Origin of the sequence: Streptococcus equinus (assembly GCF_900104225.1) — a bacterium.
In the GTDB taxonomy this organism is placed as follows: Bacteria; Bacillota; Bacilli; order Lactobacillales; family Streptococcaceae; genus Streptococcus; species Streptococcus equinus_D.
This window is the reverse complement of sequence record NZ_FNJK01000004.1, coordinates 119,124-138,126: the sequence shown is the minus strand read 5'-3', so window position 1 is coordinate 138,126 and position 19,003 is coordinate 119,124. Positions and strand designations below refer to the sequence as shown.

Annotated in this window: 15 protein-coding genes; 11 read left to right on the top strand and 4 right to left on the bottom strand. The window is 37.2% G+C overall.

Going from position 1 to position 19,003, the window contains the following annotated elements; translation table 11 throughout:
- The first annotated feature begins 293 nt into the window (after positions 1–293).
- Both BLP98_RS06980 and nadC read left to right on the top strand, forming a co-directional pair.
- Positions 294–1,598: an L-aspartate oxidase gene (locus BLP98_RS06980; RefSeq protein ID WP_074482562.1), complete on the top strand. Its 1,305-nt coding sequence runs from the start codon at positions 294–296 to the stop codon at positions 1,596–1,598.
- Between the two features lie 27 nt (positions 1,599–1,625).
- On the top strand, positions 1,626–2,486 hold the full coding sequence (gene nadC, locus BLP98_RS06975; RefSeq protein WP_074482561.1) for a carboxylating nicotinate-nucleotide diphosphorylase: 861 nt from the start codon (positions 1,626–1,628) through the stop codon (positions 2,484–2,486).
- Between the two features lie 78 nt (positions 2,487–2,564).
- Here nadC and BLP98_RS06970 read toward each other — a convergent pair whose 3' ends face one another.
- Positions 2,565–3,062 (bottom strand): phosphatase PAP2 family protein, encoded by a 498-nt coding sequence (locus BLP98_RS06970; protein WP_074482560.1) that lies wholly within the window; start codon positions 3,060–3,062, stop codon positions 2,565–2,567.
- A gap of 242 nt (positions 3,063–3,304) precedes the next feature.
- Between BLP98_RS06970 and trxA the strand changes: the two genes are divergently transcribed.
- The 5 genes from trxA (at position 3,305) to BLP98_RS06945 (ending at position 5,838) form a co-directional block, all read left to right on the top strand.
- A complete protein-coding gene (gene trxA, locus BLP98_RS06965) occupies positions 3,305–3,619 on the top strand; it encodes a thioredoxin (RefSeq protein WP_015695637.1) in 315 nt (104 codons plus the stop codon).
- Positions 3,620–3,725: 106 nt separating this feature from the next.
- Positions 3,726–4,175 carry a DUF3290 domain-containing protein gene (locus BLP98_RS06960; RefSeq protein ID WP_074482559.1) on the top strand — a complete coding sequence of 150 codons (450 nt, stop codon included), beginning with the start codon at positions 3,726–3,728 and terminating at the stop codon, positions 4,173–4,175.
- A 3-nt stretch (positions 4,176–4,178) separates the two neighbouring features.
- Positions 4,179–4,814, top strand: coding sequence for a DUF421 domain-containing protein (locus BLP98_RS06955; protein WP_074482558.1), 636 nt, complete (start codon positions 4,179–4,181; stop codon positions 4,812–4,814).
- A gap of 68 nt (positions 4,815–4,882) precedes the next feature.
- On the top strand, positions 4,883–5,263 hold the full coding sequence (locus BLP98_RS06950) for a hypothetical protein (RefSeq protein WP_074482557.1): 381 nt from the start codon (positions 4,883–4,885) through the stop codon (positions 5,261–5,263).
- Between the two features lie 146 nt (positions 5,264–5,409).
- Positions 5,410–5,838 (top strand): YjdF family protein, encoded by a 429-nt coding sequence (locus BLP98_RS06945; protein ID WP_039691454.1) that lies wholly within the window; start codon positions 5,410–5,412, stop codon positions 5,836–5,838.
- Between the two features lie 263 nt (positions 5,839–6,101).
- Here the strand turns inward: BLP98_RS06945 and BLP98_RS06940 are convergent, their stop codons facing one another.
- The 3 genes from BLP98_RS06940 to mutY all read right to left on the bottom strand — a co-directional run bounded on the left by BLP98_RS06940 (position 6,102) and on the right by mutY (position 10,518).
- On the bottom strand, positions 6,102–8,516 hold the full coding sequence (locus BLP98_RS06940; RefSeq protein ID WP_074482556.1) for a flavocytochrome c: 2,415 nt from the start codon (positions 8,514–8,516) through the stop codon (positions 6,102–6,104).
- 12 nt (positions 8,517–8,528) lie between these two features.
- Positions 8,529–9,128, bottom strand: coding sequence for an NADPH-dependent FMN reductase (locus tag BLP98_RS06935; RefSeq protein ID WP_074482555.1), 600 nt, complete (start codon positions 9,126–9,128; stop codon positions 8,529–8,531).
- 247 nt (positions 9,129–9,375) lie between these two features.
- Positions 9,376–10,518, bottom strand: a complete 1,143-nt coding sequence (gene mutY / locus BLP98_RS06930; RefSeq protein WP_074482554.1) for an A/G-specific adenine glycosylase — start codon at positions 10,516–10,518, stop codon at positions 9,376–9,378.
- A gap of 1,154 nt (positions 10,519–11,672) precedes the next feature.
- Between mutY and BLP98_RS09485 the strand changes: the two genes are divergently transcribed.
- From BLP98_RS09485 to BLP98_RS06910, 4 genes are all read left to right on the top strand, one after another.
- Positions 11,673–11,942: a DNA repair protein gene (locus BLP98_RS09485; RefSeq protein ID WP_419177414.1), complete on the top strand. Its 270-nt coding sequence runs from the start codon at positions 11,673–11,675 to the stop codon at positions 11,940–11,942.
- The gene (gene lepB, locus BLP98_RS06920) at positions 11,929–12,513 is read left to right on the top strand and encodes a signal peptidase I (RefSeq protein ID WP_074482553.1); all 585 of its coding nucleotides are present in this window, start codon (positions 11,929–11,931) and stop codon (positions 12,511–12,513) included. The genes BLP98_RS09485 and lepB overlap by 14 nt, the downstream gene beginning before the upstream one ends.
- Before the next feature lie 160 nt (positions 12,514–12,673).
- On the top strand, positions 12,674–17,515 hold the full coding sequence (locus BLP98_RS06915) for an InlB B-repeat-containing protein (RefSeq protein ID WP_234792811.1): 4,842 nt from the start codon (positions 12,674–12,676) through the stop codon (positions 17,513–17,515).
- 65 nt (positions 17,516–17,580) lie between these two features.
- The gene (locus tag BLP98_RS06910; protein ID WP_074482551.1) at positions 17,581–18,966 is read left to right on the top strand and encodes a SpaA isopeptide-forming pilin-related protein; all 1,386 of its coding nucleotides are present in this window, start codon (positions 17,581–17,583) and stop codon (positions 18,964–18,966) included.
- Positions 18,967–19,003: the final 37 nt, after the last annotated feature.

Below are 19,003 nucleotides of genomic sequence, written 5' to 3'. Positions count from 1 at the left end.
ATATTATAGTACCGGTTTTAAAAGGTGTCAAGACACCTGTAAATAAAATTTAGCTAGGTGTCTTGTCAGGTGTCTTGATTGGTGGTAAAATATGTTCTAAGTCGTATGATTTTAATTGATAAGAGTTGGTGGAAAAGTTCCTAAAAACTGATTTAAACAAGCATCACATTGATATCATATAGAAAATGCGCAGCTTATTTTTAGGTTAGTAGTGATGGTATTCTAGGAATTCTTTTTTTATCTGACTCGCCAAATGGATTGTTCATCAACAATCGTTAAAAAAGAAGGTTTGTATGAAAACAAATGTACTTATTGTCGGTAGTGGTTGTTCAGGACTTTATACGGCCCTTAATTTGCCACAAGAACTTCAAATTACTATTATCTCTAAAGATACATTAGAACACAGCGATTCATTTTTAGCACAAGGTGGTATCTGTATGTTAAAAGATGATTCAGATTACGAATCATTTTTTGAAGATACTTTACGCGCTGGTCATTATAAAAATGATAAAGTGTCTGTTGAGCTAATGATTAAATCATCTCCAGATGTTATCAAGGACTTGATTGGCTTTGGTGTTGATTTTCAACGTGACGAAAATGGTAATTTAGCCTTCACACGAGAAGGTGCCCATTCTGATAAACGTATTCTTTTCTATCAAGATACAACTGGGAAAGAAATCACAAGTAGACTTTTGGCAGCTGTTAAAAAACGTTCTAATATCACTTTGATGGAACACACATGTCTGCTTGACATCTTGGAAGAAGATAATCGTTGTTATGGTGGTGTAGTGCGTCTTGAAAATGGTGACTTGGAAAAAATCACAGCTGATGTGACTGTTCTTGCCAGCGGTGGTGTAGGTGGTTTGTACAAAAACAGTACTAACTTTAAACATTTGACTGGAGATGCGCTAGCTATTTCCCTTAAGCATGACATCGAACTTAAGGATATGTCTTATGTGCAAATTCACCCAACAACTCTTTACCAAGAAAATCCAAAAGAACGCTCATTCTTGATTTCTGAGTCAGTTCGTGGTGAAGGGGCACTTCTTTATGATAAAAACATGAACCGTTTTGTGGATGAATTGCAACCACGTGATGTTGTGGCACAAGCGATTTTAAAACAAATGGAAAAAGATGGTACTGACCACGTTTGGGAAGATTTGCGTACCATTCCAAAAAAAGAATTGGAAGAGCATTTTCCAAATATCTTGGCACACTGTCGTGAAGCAGGTTATGACCCATTCACGGAATGTATTCCTGTTGTGCCAGCACAGCATTATTTCATGGGTGGTATCAAAGTTAACTATCACAGTAAAACAACTATGGGTGCTCTTTATGCAGTTGGTGAAACAGCTTGTAACGGTGTCCATGGTCAAAATCGCCTAGCAAGTAATTCACTTCTTGAAAGCTTGGTTTTTGCTAAACGTGCAGCTAAAGATTTGGTGGCTCATTATGAAACAGTAGCAGAGCTACCAGAAAGTCTATCAGCACTTGATTTGGTTGATTATGACGACCAAGAAAGTCTTGAAGATGATTACAAGAAAATTGTTCTTGAAAAATTAACCGAACAAAACCAATTAGCTAGCTATATTGTTTAATCAATCGTGAGATAAGAAAGGATAATGATGTTAGATCCAATTACCCTAAAATTAAATGTTGATCCGCTGATTCTAAGTGCACTTGCAGAAGACATCAATAATGAAGATGTTTCAACGAATAGTGTCATGCCTGAAAATGTAGCTGGTCAAGTTGACTTAATTTGTAAAGAAGACGGAATCATCTGTGGTTTACCTGTTTTTGAACGTGTTTTCTATCTGCTTGATCCAAGTACTCAATTTGATGTTTTGGTGAAAGATGGAGACGTGGTTAAAGCAGGTCAAAAATTAGGAACAGTTCGTGGAGATATTCGCGTGCTTCTATCAGGAGAACGTACAGCTCTTAATTATTTACAACGTATGAGTGGGATTGCGACTTATACACATGAAATGGCTGAGCTGTTAAAAGATAGCCCAATTACGCTTCTTGATTCTCGTAAGACAACACCAAATAATCGTATTTTTGAAAAGTATGCTGTTAAGGTTGGTGGTGGTAAAAATCACCGTTATAATTTATCAGACGGTGTCCTTTTGAAAGATAATCACATTGGTGCAGCTGGTGGTGTTAAAGAGGCAGTTCTTGCTGCTAAGGCTTATGCTCCTTCAGTTCGTAAAATTGAAATCGAAGTGGAAACACTTGATATGGTTAAAGAAGCAGTTGAAGCAGGTGCAGACATCATCATGCTTGATAATATGGGACACGATGTCATGAAAGAAGCAGTCGCTTTGATTGATGGCAGAGCTGAAATTGAAATTTCAGGAAATGTCACTCGAGAAAATCTCGCTTCTTACACTGACCTAGCTGTTCAGTACGTCTCAAGCGGAGCTATTACCCATTCCGCTAAAATCTTGGATTTATCTCTTAAAAATCTGCATCCTGTTGATAAATAAGTGGATAAGTTTTAAGGCAAAAAATTATTGTTCAAAAAAATCCCCAGCTCGATTGAGTTGGGGATTTTGTGTTGATAACTAAAAAAGAAATAGTAAGAATCCACAGATAAGGCCGATAAGATAACCAGCTGCAACATCATGCGGGTAGTGAACCCCACCTAGCACACGACAAAAAGCAATGACAAGCGATAAAATCAGTAAAATAACACCTAAAAAGCTTGATTGTGTCAGCACAGCCACGCTAATGATGCTAGCAGAAAAGACATGACGACTTGGAAAAGAGTGCCCCTTAGTATCTTTAGGAATGAGTGGTGTGATGTTCCAAGTCTCATAAGGACGTGGGGCATTAAGCAGGTGGCGACCAAGTGACACCAAGATAAATGATAGCCCTGGGATAAGAATGAAAATAGGAAGTTTGTCAGGAGTGTTGATAAAAAGGTGGATAAGAAGAAGTGGGTAAACCAGATACATAACTTTGGTTAATAAACTGTTGATAACTTGTAAGCTGCGAATAGCTGCTGGTTTATCTTGAAAAGTTTTTGTTAGCTTGTTATAAAATTCAGCGTAATTTTTCATAAGAATCCTCTATCTAATAATAGTTTTATTATAGCATACGAGCATGCCAGATAAGGAAAATGAGAAGACTTTCAAAAAAATCATTTTCCGTAGCAATTAGTTGTCAAAATGGTAAATTTCCCGTAAAATAGGCTCATAAACTAATAGAAAAGGAAAAAGAACTTTGGGATGCTAGGCTGATTCGTATCCGTTTTTTCATGAAAAACAAGTCAGTCCATCTGGGAGTTCAAGGTAATTACATTATGGCACACAATATTACTGATGCTACATTCGAAGCAGAAACAAATGAAGGTCTTGTCCTTGTTGACTTTTGGGCAACTTGGTGTGGTCCATGCTTGATGCAAGCTCCAATTTTGGAACAGTTGTCAGAAGAAATGGACGAAGACGAACTTAAAATCGTTAAAATCGATGTTGATGAAAACCCAGAAACAGCTCAAAAATTCGGTATCATGTCAATCCCAACATTGCTTTTCAAAAAAGATGGCGAAGTTGTGAAACAAGTCGCTGGTGTTCACACTAAAGACCAAATCAAAGCAATCGTTGCTGAATTGAGCTAATCAATTTTTATAGACGATGAACTCCCGATGTTTTCGGGAGTTTTTTGGTGTTAGAAATAGTATAATGGTAAAAAAGCTAAAGAAAAGGATTTTAGGAGGACGTGAGATGAATTTCTATAATTTAGATTACATTACGCAGCATCAGTCTTTTAATCTGGTTTTGAGGTCTGTGATTTTGATTGTCTTGCTTGCTATTGTGATGCTGACAAGTCTACACTACATGCGAAATAGGCTGAAGACGCGTCTTCGCGATATTAGTATTGGTATCGTGGTGTTGATGTTCATTCTTCTGGGGATTCAAGTTGAAGATTACATGCAAAATAACCATGATTTTTCGCAGTCACAAGTTCTTGTCAAATTCATCAAAAGTGTGGCTACGGATAATGATTTAAAACCTGAGGATGTCTTAGTCAATTCAACAACCTTAAAAGATGGTATCATCGTTCGTTATAATAAGGAAGACTACACTGTTCATCTGAATGATGATAATAATTCTTACACACTTGAGCGCACACACGTGATTGACCACCGTGTTTACGTTAATGGAGGAAAATAGCCGATGAATATGTATGTGTTGATAAGCATTAAATTTTTTCTAGGAATTTTAGCGACCATTTTACAGATTAATGTTCTCGGAAAATATGAATTTTCAGCTAACACTCCGCTTAACCAAATTCAAAACTTCGTTCTTGGTGGTATCATCGGTGGTGTGATTTATAACAGCTCAATTTCCATTTTGACGTTTATTATTATTTTGCTGATTTGGTCTTTGGTTGTCATCGTCGTCAAGCTTTTGATTAATAATAAATTTGTTAAATCGCTTGTTGTTGGAAATCCGATGCTTTTGATAAAAAATGGTAAGGTCAATGTGGAAAATTGTGCCAAACTTGGAATCACGGCAGATCAGCTTATGCTCCATCTTCGCATGGAAGGATTAAACTCAACCAGAGATGTTAAGAGTGCCATCATGGAGTCAAATGGCAAGTTAACGGTCTTGGACAAGAATTCAGAAAATCCAAGATTTCCTCTCATCAGTAATGGCAATATCAACTATGATGTTTTAGAGTTAATCAATCAAGACGAAGATTGGCTGCTAGAAAAACTCAAGGAGCAAAACATCGATAATCCAAGAGACATCTTTTTAGCCGAATACATGAACGGAAAATTGTATCTCGTTCCTTATTCAGAAAAATAGTATTAAAAAATCACCAATTTTGGTGATTTTTCTTTTCTTTTTCGAATAAATAAGTAGGAGGAAAAGAGATGCGACTTGTAACGATTTTTGGCTTGTTATTGCTAGCCTTTTTATTTCATTGTGGGGATGCCAAAGCTGAAACAGCTGATAATATTCAATTTATAAGTCTTGATGAGGTCAAGGGTAAAATGGCAGCTAAAGAGGACTTTTATTTGTTGATTGGTCGACTTGATAATGTTGATACTCAAAATGCTTTAGGCAGACTCAGTCAAATTGACCAAGTGATTTATTGCCTTGATACCAAAGATATTGATTATGTTGCTTATAAGAAATTTGCCAAGAAATACAATATCAGAACCATGACGCATTTGGCACATTTTCGTGGCAAGTATCAGTTCGCCGTAGCTAATGTCCTAACAGCTGACCTAGCAGGATTTTTCGCGGTTTAAGTTAAAATCTGTTAACTTCTTTAAAATTTGTTATACTAAAGTTGGCATAAAAACACATCGCAGTTGGTAGTCTGTGAGTACAAATGTATCAGTAACCTTCCCCTTCCGAGGTCGTCCATTGTCAATTTTTTTAAGGAGGGGCTGTTATGAAAATGACAGTATATTTTGATGGGGCATTTTGGTCGGCTTTGATTGAATTTACGGATTCGAAGAAACGTTACAAGGCTTTTCGTTACGTGTTTGGCAAAGAACCAAAGGATGATGATATTCTAAACTTTATTGATGTTTCTTTGGGAAAATGGCTGTGCAGGTATGATAAGGTCGAAGTAAGCTCTGAGTTTTCAGCGCCAGCTATTTCACAGAAAAAACGAAATCCAAAACGTGTGCAACGTGATATCAATAAGGCAAAGTGTAAGCCTGTGGTGTCAACGAAAGCTCAGCTTGCTATGCAGGAAATGCGTGAGGAAGTCAAGAAAGCTCAAAAGTCTAAGCAAAAAGTGAAGCGTGAGCTAGAAAAGGAACGAAAATACTTGCTTAGGCAAGAAAAGCGTCATCAGAAAAAGCGGGGACATTGAAAAGAAAAAAGTTTAAGCTTTCTATAAGAAAAAATTCAGCTTTACTTAAGCTAGTCTGGCTATACTATAGTCAATCCTAAATAAACTTTCTTTTTCATAGCAATAACTACTAATCTTTTCATGCTTATAGCGTTTATGATTGTTTCAGTTGTTGCAAAAATCTCCTAGAGAACTCCAGCTTTTGTAGCTGGGGCTTTCTTTTTGTTATCTGAAAATAAAAAAACAAGATGAGAAATTCTCACCTTGTTTTTGGTAATTTAATTTTAGTCAAGATATTCTGCGATAGCGGTGTCGGTTGCGATACGGCTGAAAGTGAAGATATCAGTCAATGAGTTCCCTCCTAGACGGTTTCCGGCGTGGAGTCCACCAGCAACTTCACCAGCAGCAAAGAGTCCTTTGATAATTTTTCCGTCTTCGTTGATGACATGCGCGTGAGTATCAATCTTCAAACCACCCATGGTGTGGTGGGTAGCTGGTTTACGAGGAGTTGCGTAAAATGGTGCTTTTTCAACCTTGAGGTCAAAGGCACCTTTATCAAATTCTGGATCATGACCAGCATCGACGTAAGAATTGTAATTGGTAATTGTTTCTACTAGAACAGCAGGATCAATGTTGATTTGCTCTGCCAATTCTTCCAAAGTATCAGCTCTGAAAAGTGTTCCAGCTTTAACTTGGGCATCAATTTTTTCTTGGCTAGTGTTATAAGCTGTTTCTTTGATGTTTTCATCAGCAATTAAATAGAAGAGTCCACCATTATCGATAGCAGCTTGTGATAATTGGTCACGGCTACCGTATTCATCGACGAAACGTTTACCTTTGGTGTTAACCATAATAAAGTTTGCTGGTGGCACTTGAAGTCCTGTAAAGAGGGCACCAGTAACTGGGTCAGATACTGGCATCATTTGGCTAAAGCCCATACCGACAAGGTCGGCACCGACAGATTGACCAAGTAAAATACCATCTCCAGTTGCGGCTGGTGTATTTGATGTGGCAATATCATCAGCAATTTCTGACCAGTAAGTGTTGTATTTTTGGAGCATTTTAGTGTTAGCTGCAAAACCACCTGTGGTTAAAATAACTGCTTTACCATTAACAGTAATGGTTTGTCCGTTACGTCCACTACCTTTGACTCCAGTAATGACACCATCTGTTACGATAAGCTCTTTAACTTGAGTATCTGTTAAAATGGTTCCACCATTTTTTAGGATAAAATCTTTCAGTACTGCGATGTAGGCAACTCCCATTGGCATTTTAGGTTTGTGACCACGTCTCCAGAGAGCACCAACTGGCATGGTTACCTCGTCACGGACGAATTCAACTCCGATATTTTCCAACCAACGAACAGACTCTAAAGCACGTTCTGTCAAGACTCGAATGAGTTCGTAATTACCGTGGATTTCATTACCTTTGAGGTCTTTACGTTTCCCACCGAGATAGGTTTGGATACGATAAAGAAGTTTTGAGTCAAAAAGATAAGTTGGATCTTTGAGGTACTCTTCAATTTCCGCCTTTAAGGCACGGAAATCTGGTAGAAATTCAGGATCGATAGTTGCTTCGTCAATATCATGCAATTCTTTAAGGTTATTAGCTTCACCTGGATTAGCAGCAAAAGTATTTTGCCAAGCAGGGTCAGGAGCATTCATTGGTCCACCTGCACGAACAGTATTTCCTCCAACGGCTGGGAATTTTTCAACTACGATAACTTTTTTGCCAGCTTGTAGGGCACGAGCAGCAGCAGAAAGTCCTGCACCGCCACCGCCTACGACAATTAGTTCAGTTTCGTATGTTTTATCTTCTTTATCAAGTGCAGAAGGCGCTTTTGGACGTGAACGAAGGGCTTCTGGATTAGCACCGGCTTTACGAACTGCTTTAGCTACACCGTTAAGAACACCTTTTGAAGTGACAGAGGCACCAGAAATGGCATCTACATTTAAGGTTTGTCCTTCGATGATTTCATTTGGAATTCGTGTGAAAACAACATCGGCAATGCCACCAGTTTCGCCAGATGAATCAATATCGATAGCTTCGATACGTTCTTCTGACAATGTTACTGACATTGGAAGATTACCATTGTGACCGACAGTTGTGACTTGGTAAGTCCCTGGTTCAAAACGAACATCTTCTGGTTCATTGAGTTGATTGGCAATGGTAGCAAAACGAATAAATCGGAAGAAGCATGATTCTAAGAAATCAATCGTTCCTTGGTCTTTAAGGTCACCATTTTCATCAAAAGCATCTTGAGCGCGACCAAGTAAAAATTCACTACCAGGCATAACCGTTGCATTTACACCAGGTGCATCTAAGATTTGGCGTAAGTGTAATTGTGCACGTGAAGAACCTTGGATGTCATAAGAAGCCCCGACAATCATAACGGGTTTACCTGTCAATGGGTGAATGTTAAATGAAAGCCATTCAATCAAGCTATTAAGACTTGATGGGATAGTATGGTTGTGTTCGGGTGTACCAATAATAACACCGTCAGCTTCAGTAATCTTGGTATTAAATTTTTGAATGATAGCTGACTCTGTTTGGTCATCAGTTTCATTGAACATTGGGACATCAGCGATTTCGAGTACTTCGATGTCTGCTTCTTTGGCAAAATATTTAGCCATATATTGTAGCAAAAGTCGATTATATGATTTTTTAGCATTGGTTCCGACGATAGCAACTAATTTCATAAAAGTCTCCTCCTAATTCATTTCCCAAGCAAAAGCTTTTTTACGGTCAGTATCTGACTGGCTAACAATTTGATTCGTGATTTCAACAAATGAGAGAAATTCTTTGAAATTGTCTTCAAGTTCAGCAACTTTTTCAGGATTATGGAGATTGTTGTCGTCATCCAAAACTTGTTCAGAGTGTCCAAGGAAGAATTCTGTACCTGGCATAATTCTGGCTTTTAATTCGGGAGCATCTAAGATTTGACGGAGATGAGCTTGTGCGCGTGACGTTCCTAGAGCACCAAGCGAAGCCCCGACAATCATGGTTGGTTTATTGATGAGCACGCGACTAGTGTAGGCAATCCATTCTAGAGCGGAAGCCAGAGGAGCAGGAATAGTGTGGTCGTACTCAGGTGTCGCGATAATGACCCCATCAGCGTTAGCGATTTTTTTAGAAAAATCAGCGACAGGAGCAGGAGCTACCTTATCTTCAGGTTCATTAAAAGCTGGTAAATCCTTGATTTCAAGAACTTCAATCTCAGCTAAATCTGCAAAATGTTTGGCCATAAATTTTAACAATTTACGGTTGGTTGAACGATCTGAATTTGTTCCAACAATAGCAACTAATTTCATATAGTCTACCTCTTTTACACAAATGATTACCTTTATCATACTCCTTTTTTTAAATAATTGAAAACGTTTTTAATGAAGGGGAGGGGAAGTAATATTAAAAAACTATAGCAGTCGTGCAAAAAAAGTCCTGAAAAATCAGGACTTTCATTGAGGAAACGTTTTTTAATACCTATTACCGAGTTAATTTGAGATATTATCATTAGGAATACTTCTATTATAAGAAGCTTTACTTAAAGTGAGCTTAATGTTATTTTCCTAAATACTCCTTTAGCATTTTTTTCTGAGGTGTTGCCATGGGGTATTGTGAGAGTTGGTTTTCTGGCACCCAGCGGAGTTCTTTTTCTGACGTGAACTTATCATTTTTAACCAAACCTTCTGTCAGTTCGATAGTCCATTTTTGGTGGCTAAAGGTGTGCTTGACAAGGCTAAATTCTCGATTAGTCCAGTCAGGAGTGACTTGGTAATCCTTTTCAAAAAGTGCTTTTTGTGAGACGGTTTTAAGAGAAGCGGTATCTTTTTCAAATAAATCTAGCTGCTGTCCGATAAAGTCTGTTTCCACGATTGGAAATGACCAGAAGCCACCAAGTAAGCGTCCGTCCAGATTCTTTTCTAAAAGGAAGTCTCCATCACTGTTTCGAATGACAAACGCTTGAATTTGCACCGGTTTTGGCTTTTTCTTAGACAATTTAATTGGGTATTTGTCATAAGTGCCATGTAAATAAGCTGCGCTGAAAAAGCGAATAGGAGATTCATCTGGACGAGGATTTTTGGCAGATTCAATATCGGTTCCCAAGTCCATGAGAGCTTGATTGAAATCCCCAGGACGTTCAGGATCAATTAAAATTTCCATAATTGCTTGGAAAATTTTCCTATTCTTAGGGTCACCAATATCATAATTCACCTCAAAAAGCCTTGCCATGACTCGCATAACATTACCATCGACAGCAGGCTCAGCAAGTCCAAAAGCAATACTTGAAATCGCACCCGCTGTATAAGGTCCAATACCTTTTAGAGAAAGAATATCTTTGTGATTGTTGGGAAAAATACCGTCAAATTTTTCCATGATTTCTTGCGCAGCTTTTTGCATATTGCGCACCCGAGAGTAATAGCCAAGGCCTTCCCATGCTTTGAGCAATTTTTCTTCAGGTGCATTAGCTAAATCCTCCACCGTTGGGAACCACTCTAAGAAGCGTTCGTAATAGGGAATAACGGTCACTACTTGTGTCTGTTGTAGCATGATTTCAGAAACCCAAATGTGATAAGGATTTTTAGTTCTTCTCCAAGGAAGATCACGTTTTTCACTGTCATACCAAGCAAGTAGCGTTCTTCGAAAAGAAGCAATCTTTTCAGTATCCCACATCTCAATGCCATAGTCTTTTAAATTAATCATGTTACCATTGTAGCAAAGATCATTTTTTTAGGGTAATAAAACTTCTTGAAAAAAAATGCATAAAAAGGACTCATATCTCTTGACAAAAGGTAAGCGGTTACATTATAATAAAAGTGTAAAGAAGGATGACAAAAGAAACGAAGTAAGGAGGTAACAGTTCTTATGATGAAACCACATGTCGCCCGGTATAAAAATGGTGATAAAGTCTCTAGTCGGAGTTAAGTAGGCACAGTTAACTTTACGGAGGTGGCGCTTATGTTGAAATTTAACTTAGGACGCTATAAAAATGGTGATTAGGCACTTTGATAGCCATAAAAATTACCTCGTTTTCAAAACTTGTAACAAAGTACATCGGAGGAACGCCTTATGTTGATAGTTAATGTAGGTCGTTACAAAAGTGGAGACTAACAACTAGTTGAATAAAAGTCAATGAAGGAGTGATGTCACATTTTAGATGAAAATATTAATTGGAAGTGAACGGTTAGAAATAGCTAGTGCAAGAAATATTACCGGTTGATCTTGTTGCTAGTAACAGTAGTAATCGAAAGGGCTTCTAATCATATTGCTTCCATGTTCAAATGCTTTTAACGAAAGTTGTGATAGATATGAAAGCAATCAATGTAGGCCGTTACAAAAATGGAGACTCAAAAAAGATATGGCGACGAGTAAATCGCCCTATCAAAGAAACAGAAAAAATGAACTGATTATTATCGTTGTTATGTGAGTATTTTCAATTAATGGAGGTATCTTATGAACGTAGCAAGATATAAAAACGGTGATACTTTAGCTAGTTGCATAAAATAGCTAAAGGAGTGATACCAATGTAAAAAATAGTTGATAAAAAACTCATGGAGGTAATTGTACAATGCTGAAAATGAATTTAAGTCGCTATAAAAACGGAGATAATAATCTAACAGCCTAACTCCTTATGAGAACGGTATGTTAGATAACATACGAAAAAATTTTTTAGAAAAGCTGAGACGGAAGTGCTCAGCTTCTTTTTTATGGCTTTAAAATTAAAGAATTGCCATTATCGAAAAATCAACGAAAAAACTTTAGAAAATCTACAGAAAATAGTTGAAAGAAAAATAAGAAAAGATTACAATAAAGTTAATAGAAAACGCTTTATAATAAGTGGAAACGAGGCGATTTATGTGGGAAAAGAAAAATTTCGAAAATTAAAACGCATCGAATTATATGAAATTATGTTAGCCCAGAGTAAGGAGATTGATCGGCTAAGAGATGAACTATCTAAAGCTAATGAAAAGCTAACAGATCAAGAAATAAAACTAACCCAAGCCGGTTCCATTGCAGAAGCTTCTCTCAGCTTGACGAAGGTCTTTGAAGAAAGTCAAAAAGCAGCAGACTTATACCTTAAAAATGTCAAAAAAATGAATGGAGAAGTAATCAATGAAAATGGATAAAAAAGTTGAACTTCCAACTACTAGCGAAATCGAAGAGCTTTACAAAAAAGCTAAGTACCGTAAGATTTTCATGGAAAAGATAAGAAGCACGGTATTCATGCTAGTTGTTGTTGCAGCATTTGCTATTTTAGTAGCTATGCTTTACTTGCCAACACTTCGAATTTATGGGAAATCCATGAGAGGAACTCTAGATAGTGGTGATATTGTTCTGGCAGTAAAAAGTAACCATTTTAAGACAGGAGACATCGTCGCTTTTTATTACAACAACAATATTTTGGTAAAACGAGTTATTGCAGAATCTGGTGATTGGGTCAACATCACCAAAGATGGTACGGTTTATGTTAATGATAAGAAAATCAAGGAACCTTATATTGAAAATAAGGCTTATGGTGAGACAAATATTAAGTTTCCTTATCAAGTCCCAGAAAACCGTATTTTTGTTTTAGGAGACAATAGGAAAGTTTCAATTGATTCACGAAATACTTCTGTCGGAACGGTTTCGGACGAACAATTAGTTGGCAAACTAATACTTAGAATCTGGCCTCTGTCAGATATTAGTACTCTAAATTAAAAGTATATCGATGACATTTTCACTGAGTTTTAGGAGGGAAGGAGAGTGAAAATCGATGAGAAATTTTTTTAGAAAAAAATATTTTATCAGAGTAAAGCATAAAAAAATAGTCACTTTCCTTGCCGTGCTTGTAGTACTGATAACAACGTACGTCTTAATTTTGCCAGCACTAACCCTGGATAATGAGACTGCTAATAGCCAAGCGGGAATTGAGGTTGAACAAAGTAGTCAACAAGGTCAGAGCCTACCTTCGCTTGCATCTCCACAAGATAATAATCTTGGATCAAGCATAGTAGGTTCGCAGCCCAATTCGGTTGAGCAAGGAAATACTCAAACAGATACAAGTGAGCCTGATTTGATCACACAGGCGACAACCTTAACAGCAAGTAATCAAGATTACACTATTACAGCAGATGTTGATGAAAAAGCACAATTGCCTAAGGATACAACATTAATTGTTAAGGAAGTTAAAAGTGATGACTCAGCTTACCAAGGAAATTATCAAAAAGCACAAGAAACATTAATTGGGAAAATTATTGAAAGTGTGCTTTTTTATGATATTTCTTTTGAATCAAAAGGTGAAAAAGTTGAACCTCAAGCAGATGTTAAAGTCACAATCAAGCCAAGTCAAGCGATGGATAGCAAAGATAATTTCGATGTTCTTCATTTTGCGGATGATGGTTCAGAAGAAACAATCACCCAGAAAGATGTGAAAGAAATTGATCATAAGATCACGTCAGTTGCTTTTGATAATAGTCAATTTTCAACATATGCTTTAGTAACATCGAGCAATCCATCAGAAAACAAAACAAGCCTTGATAAGAGCGGTGGCCCATCAAGAACTACACTTCATACAGTTACCTTTAAATATACTGATAACGATGGTGTGGAACATGAGATGACATCTGCTCAAATTGCTGATGGTGAAACCATTTCAGTATTCCCAACACCAGTTTATCGTGAAGGTTATCGTTTCACTAAGTGGGTAAATCAAGCAGATGGCACAACCGTTACAGATACCACACCAATTAGTGGTGATATGACTATTGTTGCACAGTATTCAGAAATCAAGATTTATAACGTAACGATTCAATATTACTACCACAACAATACGTCGGACACTGATACTGTTTTTGGTAATGATATCCATAACGTTGAGGCAAAAGATACACCTTACCGTGTAACTCCGCCGCCTTCTGTAAAACCAGAAGATGACACGACAGTATCTCCTGATGAAGTTTATTATCCAAGTCAATCTATTGTTGAGTTGGCGGATGCTACTGATTTAGCAAATAAAGATGCAGCAGATGGTACAGTTGATAAAAATATTACCATCAGGGTTCAATATGTAGCAGCCGATGCGACATATAACATCCACTACATGTTGAAAAATCTAAATAATAACAACTACAGTGAAATTGAGTCTACTCAAGCTCATGGTGTTATTGGATCAACGATTAGACCGCAGGTCTTAACTTATCCATATGCTGACTTTGAACGAACAAATTCTGTAACCCTTACACAAGCACAGGGACAAGATTTATACGTTTATTACACACGTAAGGAATTTGAACTTTCATATAACACCAATGGTGGTTATTATATTGAACCAACAGATGGTTTATATGGTGAATCAGTTGCCATTACAAGTAATGTTCCACAGAAAAAAGGTTATTCATTTGATGGATGGTATGATAACCCAGAATTAACGGGTAACAAAATTACTGGTAATGTCACTCTTAATAGCGATATGACTTTGTACGCTAAGTGGAAGGCAGATACAGTCCCTTACACGATTGCTTATTACAAAGAAGTTTACGATAACGCTACGAATACAACACACTATGTTTATGATAGTGCCATCAACAGGACCGGAACAGTAGATACAACGGTGACTGCCTCAAGTGCGCCAGATCTTGCGGTTGTTCCAAAAGGTTATCAACGTGAAAATGCTTCTGGTGGACCAAATAGTACGTCTTCAATCGTCGTAGCAGCAGACGGTTCATCTGTGTTGAATGTTTATTACAGTTTGATTCGGTATACATTTGTTTTTGACTTGAACTTATCAAGTATTTTCCAAGGTGGCTCTTTGGGACGTATTGATATAGGTGGCCAAGTTTATAAAGGTTCTGAATACAGGATAACTGATATTGTTTTAGGGCAAGATGTTTCAAGTGTATGGCCAAGTTCGACATCTAATCCTAGGGAAGTTTATTCACTTAACTATCTTGGTCAGGTTTCAACTGAACGGCTTTTTGATTCTTGGGATAATGAGTACAAGACCAAACGTCAAGAAGTTGTGCCAGAACTTTTACCATCTTCAGGAACGACACGAACTTTCAAGGCGACTTGGACAAACCGTGGTACAACGTATACCGCTGAATACTGGTTGCAACAACCAGACGGTTCTTATGTGAAATCAGATAAGTACAGTCAATCATTTATTTTTAACTCAGGTACGTTTACCGCTAAGGAAATTTATGGTTATACATATCGAACTAATCAAAATTTTGTAGCAAACGGTACTCAATATTATGGTACTTCAGGGACGACCTATCGTTTCTACTACGACCGTGATAGTTATAACATTGATTATTATTATGGCACTAGTGAACTAGAAACGAAATCAGATGTTTTGTATGGTGCAGATATTTCATCATCAACTTACAATTATGTTCCTAATCGTCCAGATGGTGTTGATAGTGATTATACTTGGGGCGGTTGGTATGAAGATGCCACATTGAGGTCACCTTATACTTTCAATACAATGCCGAATCACAATTTGGTCTTGTATGCGAAATGGAATGCTCCGCATTACAATGTGACCTTTGATTTAAATGGTGGTGAAGGAACGACTCCAGCGACACAGTCTGTTGAAAAATATGTCTGTGCACAAGCTCCAGATGACCCAACCAGAACTCACTATACTTTTGATGGTTGGTATGATTCAGATGGTAAACGTTTTGACTGGACAAAACCAATCACTAAAGACACTCATTTGGTAGCACACTGGAAATTGAATCCATTATCTTACACTGTCCATTATGTAGATGCTGACAATAATGATAATAAGTTATCACCAGATAAAGTAGTGACAAGCCCAGCTCTTCGAATCGGTGATACCATTACTGAAAAAGCGTTGGCAATCACTGGATATCGTCCAGGTAATAACGAAAAATCAATTAACCTTGATTACGAAAATAATGTTATTACTTTCTACTATAGTAAGAAACAATCTAGTGTTGATTACACTGTTCGTTACTTATTGGATGGCACGGATACTGAACTTAGACCATCAGTTACTAAAACCGTTACAGGTGATACGGTTCGCATTAAGGAAATCGCTCCAGACCTTGGAAGTGACTACTATCCACTAGATGATACTTTGAGCTTGACACTAACTTCAAATTCAGCAAATAACGTTATTACGTTTTATTATAGTAAGAAAACTGACGGACATATTACTTTCCATTACTTAGATATGGATGGTAATCCAATTCCTGGGCAATCTGAAGTCGAAGAAACTTTCCATGAAGGTGGAACTTGTAACGTTACCAACGACCATATTCTAGACATTACGGGTTATACTTATCACTCAGGAAAAGATGTGACAAATCCTAATAATCCAACTAACGTTAAAGATATTTACACTTTTAGTGGTGGTGAAAATATTGATATCAACCTCTATTATAAGAAGAATTTAAATATCGTAGCGAGTGATAAAGTAAAAAATTATGATGGTACAGCACTTAAGAGTAGTGGTTTATCAGATTTGAACGAATCTTATAAGCTTTCACTTCAAAGTAGTGACAAGTTAGGTTCTGTAACTTACACTGGTTCACAAACGAATGTTGGTAGTAGTCATACAACACCGTCATCTGTAACGATTACAAATGATGATGGTGATGATCGTACAGATTATTATCATATTACTTATACATCTGGTACCTTAACGGTAGTACCGCTTTATGTATCTGTCATGATTACTGGTGATACAGTATCTAAAGTTTATGATGGTACTTATTCAACAGTGGGTTACGATATTACACGTATCAGTACTAGCTTGTACCCAGAAAGTAAGATTCAATTTAACGGTTCTGCTTCTTCAATAACAGAAAAAGATGCCGGAACTTATAACTTGGATCTTGAAAATCACTTTGTGAATACAGACCCTAACTTCGATGTTCACTTCCAAGTGTCAAATGGGTCACTTACCATCTATAAACGTAATGTTGTCTTAACATCAGCTGATGCAACTAAAACCTATGATGGTACAGCTTTAACAGACCATACAGTTACTCCAAGTGAGATGACAGCAACCGATGGTTTTATTCTTGGTGAAGGTGTTCAAGAATATAACTTTACAGGTAGTCAGACAAATCCTGGTACAAGTTATAACTACTTCACTTACACGTTGATGGCTAATACTAATCCAGTCAACTACAATATTTCAATCACACATGGTCACTTGATTGTGACACCTACGATTAATTTGCAAGTAACAGGAAGTGGCTGGAGCCCAGCGCTTTCAGGTGCAAACTTCAAATTAGAAAAACGTGGTGCTGGTGTCTGGGAAGATATTAGTAGTGACTTTAACAGCTTTGATGTAACATCTACAGATGGTTTAAATCTTGAAGGTTTAACACCAGGACGTTATCGCCTCACTCAAAATACTGCTCCAGATGGTCACAGAATAACCAATAAGTACGTTTGCTTCAATGTTCTTGAAGTGCGTGATGAATATGATAATTCTATTTACACTGTTGAACTTTGTGATGAGGATGGTCACGTCGTGGCAGCAGATGATAACAAACGAATTGTAAATGGAATGGGGAACTATAATTATCGCCTTCAAGTAACTAACCCAGCTGGTAGCGAACTACCAAGTAGTGGTGGTATCGGTACGAAGAAAATAATATTATCAGGTATTCTATTAATGATTGTCGCATTACTAACTACCATCTTTAAAAGATGGAAAAGAGCTATTAATGATAGTGGGTAGGTGATGTGCTTAAAATTAATAATGTTGTCTTTAATTTTTAGGATGAAAAAGAAAGAAGGTTTACTATGAAAAAGATCAGAAATGTGATTGCATTGCTCTTTTCAGCATTTGCACTTTTCTTTGCAAGTAGCCAGGTCTTTGCGGATACTACCGGAACAATTACAGTTCAGAATGCTTCAAAAGGACAAACTTATACGCTCTATAAACTCTTTGATGCCACTGTAGGTTCTAACGGAGCTATTGCTTACACACTACCAAGTGGTAAAACATTAGATACTGAGGGTCAAACTTACTTTGATGTTGATACTGCTGATAACGTTACTGCTAAATCAGGACTTGACGTTTCAACTGGTGCTTTTAAAACTTGGGCTGAAGGTTTTGGTACTATAGTTGGTGAGCCAAAAACAGCCACTAGTAATACAGTAACATTTGATAACTTAGGTTTTGGTTACTACTTTATCAAATCTTCACTTGGTGCAGTAATCACAGTTGATAGTACTAATCCAAATGCTACTATTAATGATAAAAATACTACTGCTCCAAGTATTCCAGATGGAGATGGTGGTAAAAAAATTCTTGTAGGTGGCAGTGCTACAGATACAACAACAGCTAAAGTTGGGGATACTGTTAATTATCAAATCAAATTTAATGCAACTAACTACGTCACTTCAAGTGCTACAGATTCTAAATTAATTACCGGTTATACTATTACCGATACACCAAGTAACGTAGCTATTGACGGAAGTAGTATCAATGTTAAAGTCGGCAATACAACAATTTCATCAAATATTACAACATCTGTTGATTCTAATACAGGTGTTATGACAATTAATCTAACTTGGGCCAGTGAAGGTAACTCTCTTTATAATTCACCAGCAGAAGTTGTTATTACTTATAATGGTGTTGTAAAATCAGGTGCTGCTGATGCTGCAGCTACCAACCAAGCTGATATTTCTTACACAACTGCAGATGGTACAACAACATTTGACGATGATGATGAAACAACTGTTAATACATACCAATTTACACTTAACAAAACAGATGGAACGAATAGTTTGACTGGTGCAGAATTCAAACTTTATGATGCCGCAGATAATGGTAATGAAATTAAAGTTGTCAAAGTTTCAGATGGTCACTACCGTGTTGCTGAGTCAGGTGAAACAGGTGTTGTCATTGAAGCAGGCACTGCTACAATCTCAGGCCTAAAAGGTGGAGTTACTTATTACCTTGAAGAAACAAAAGCCCCTGCTGGTTATAATAAATTAACAAGACGCAAAGCTGTTACTGTCTCATCTACAGAAACGAATACTGTTGAAGTTGAAAACAACAAAGGTGTTGAATTGCCATCAACTGGTTCATTTGGTACAAAAGCACTTTACCTTGTAGGTGCCGTTGCTATTCTAGTTGCTTTCGTTTACATGATTGCAAAACGTCGCGTTAAAAACATCTAATGTCTAATCAGTAAGAAGCCATCTTCGAGAGTAGTAG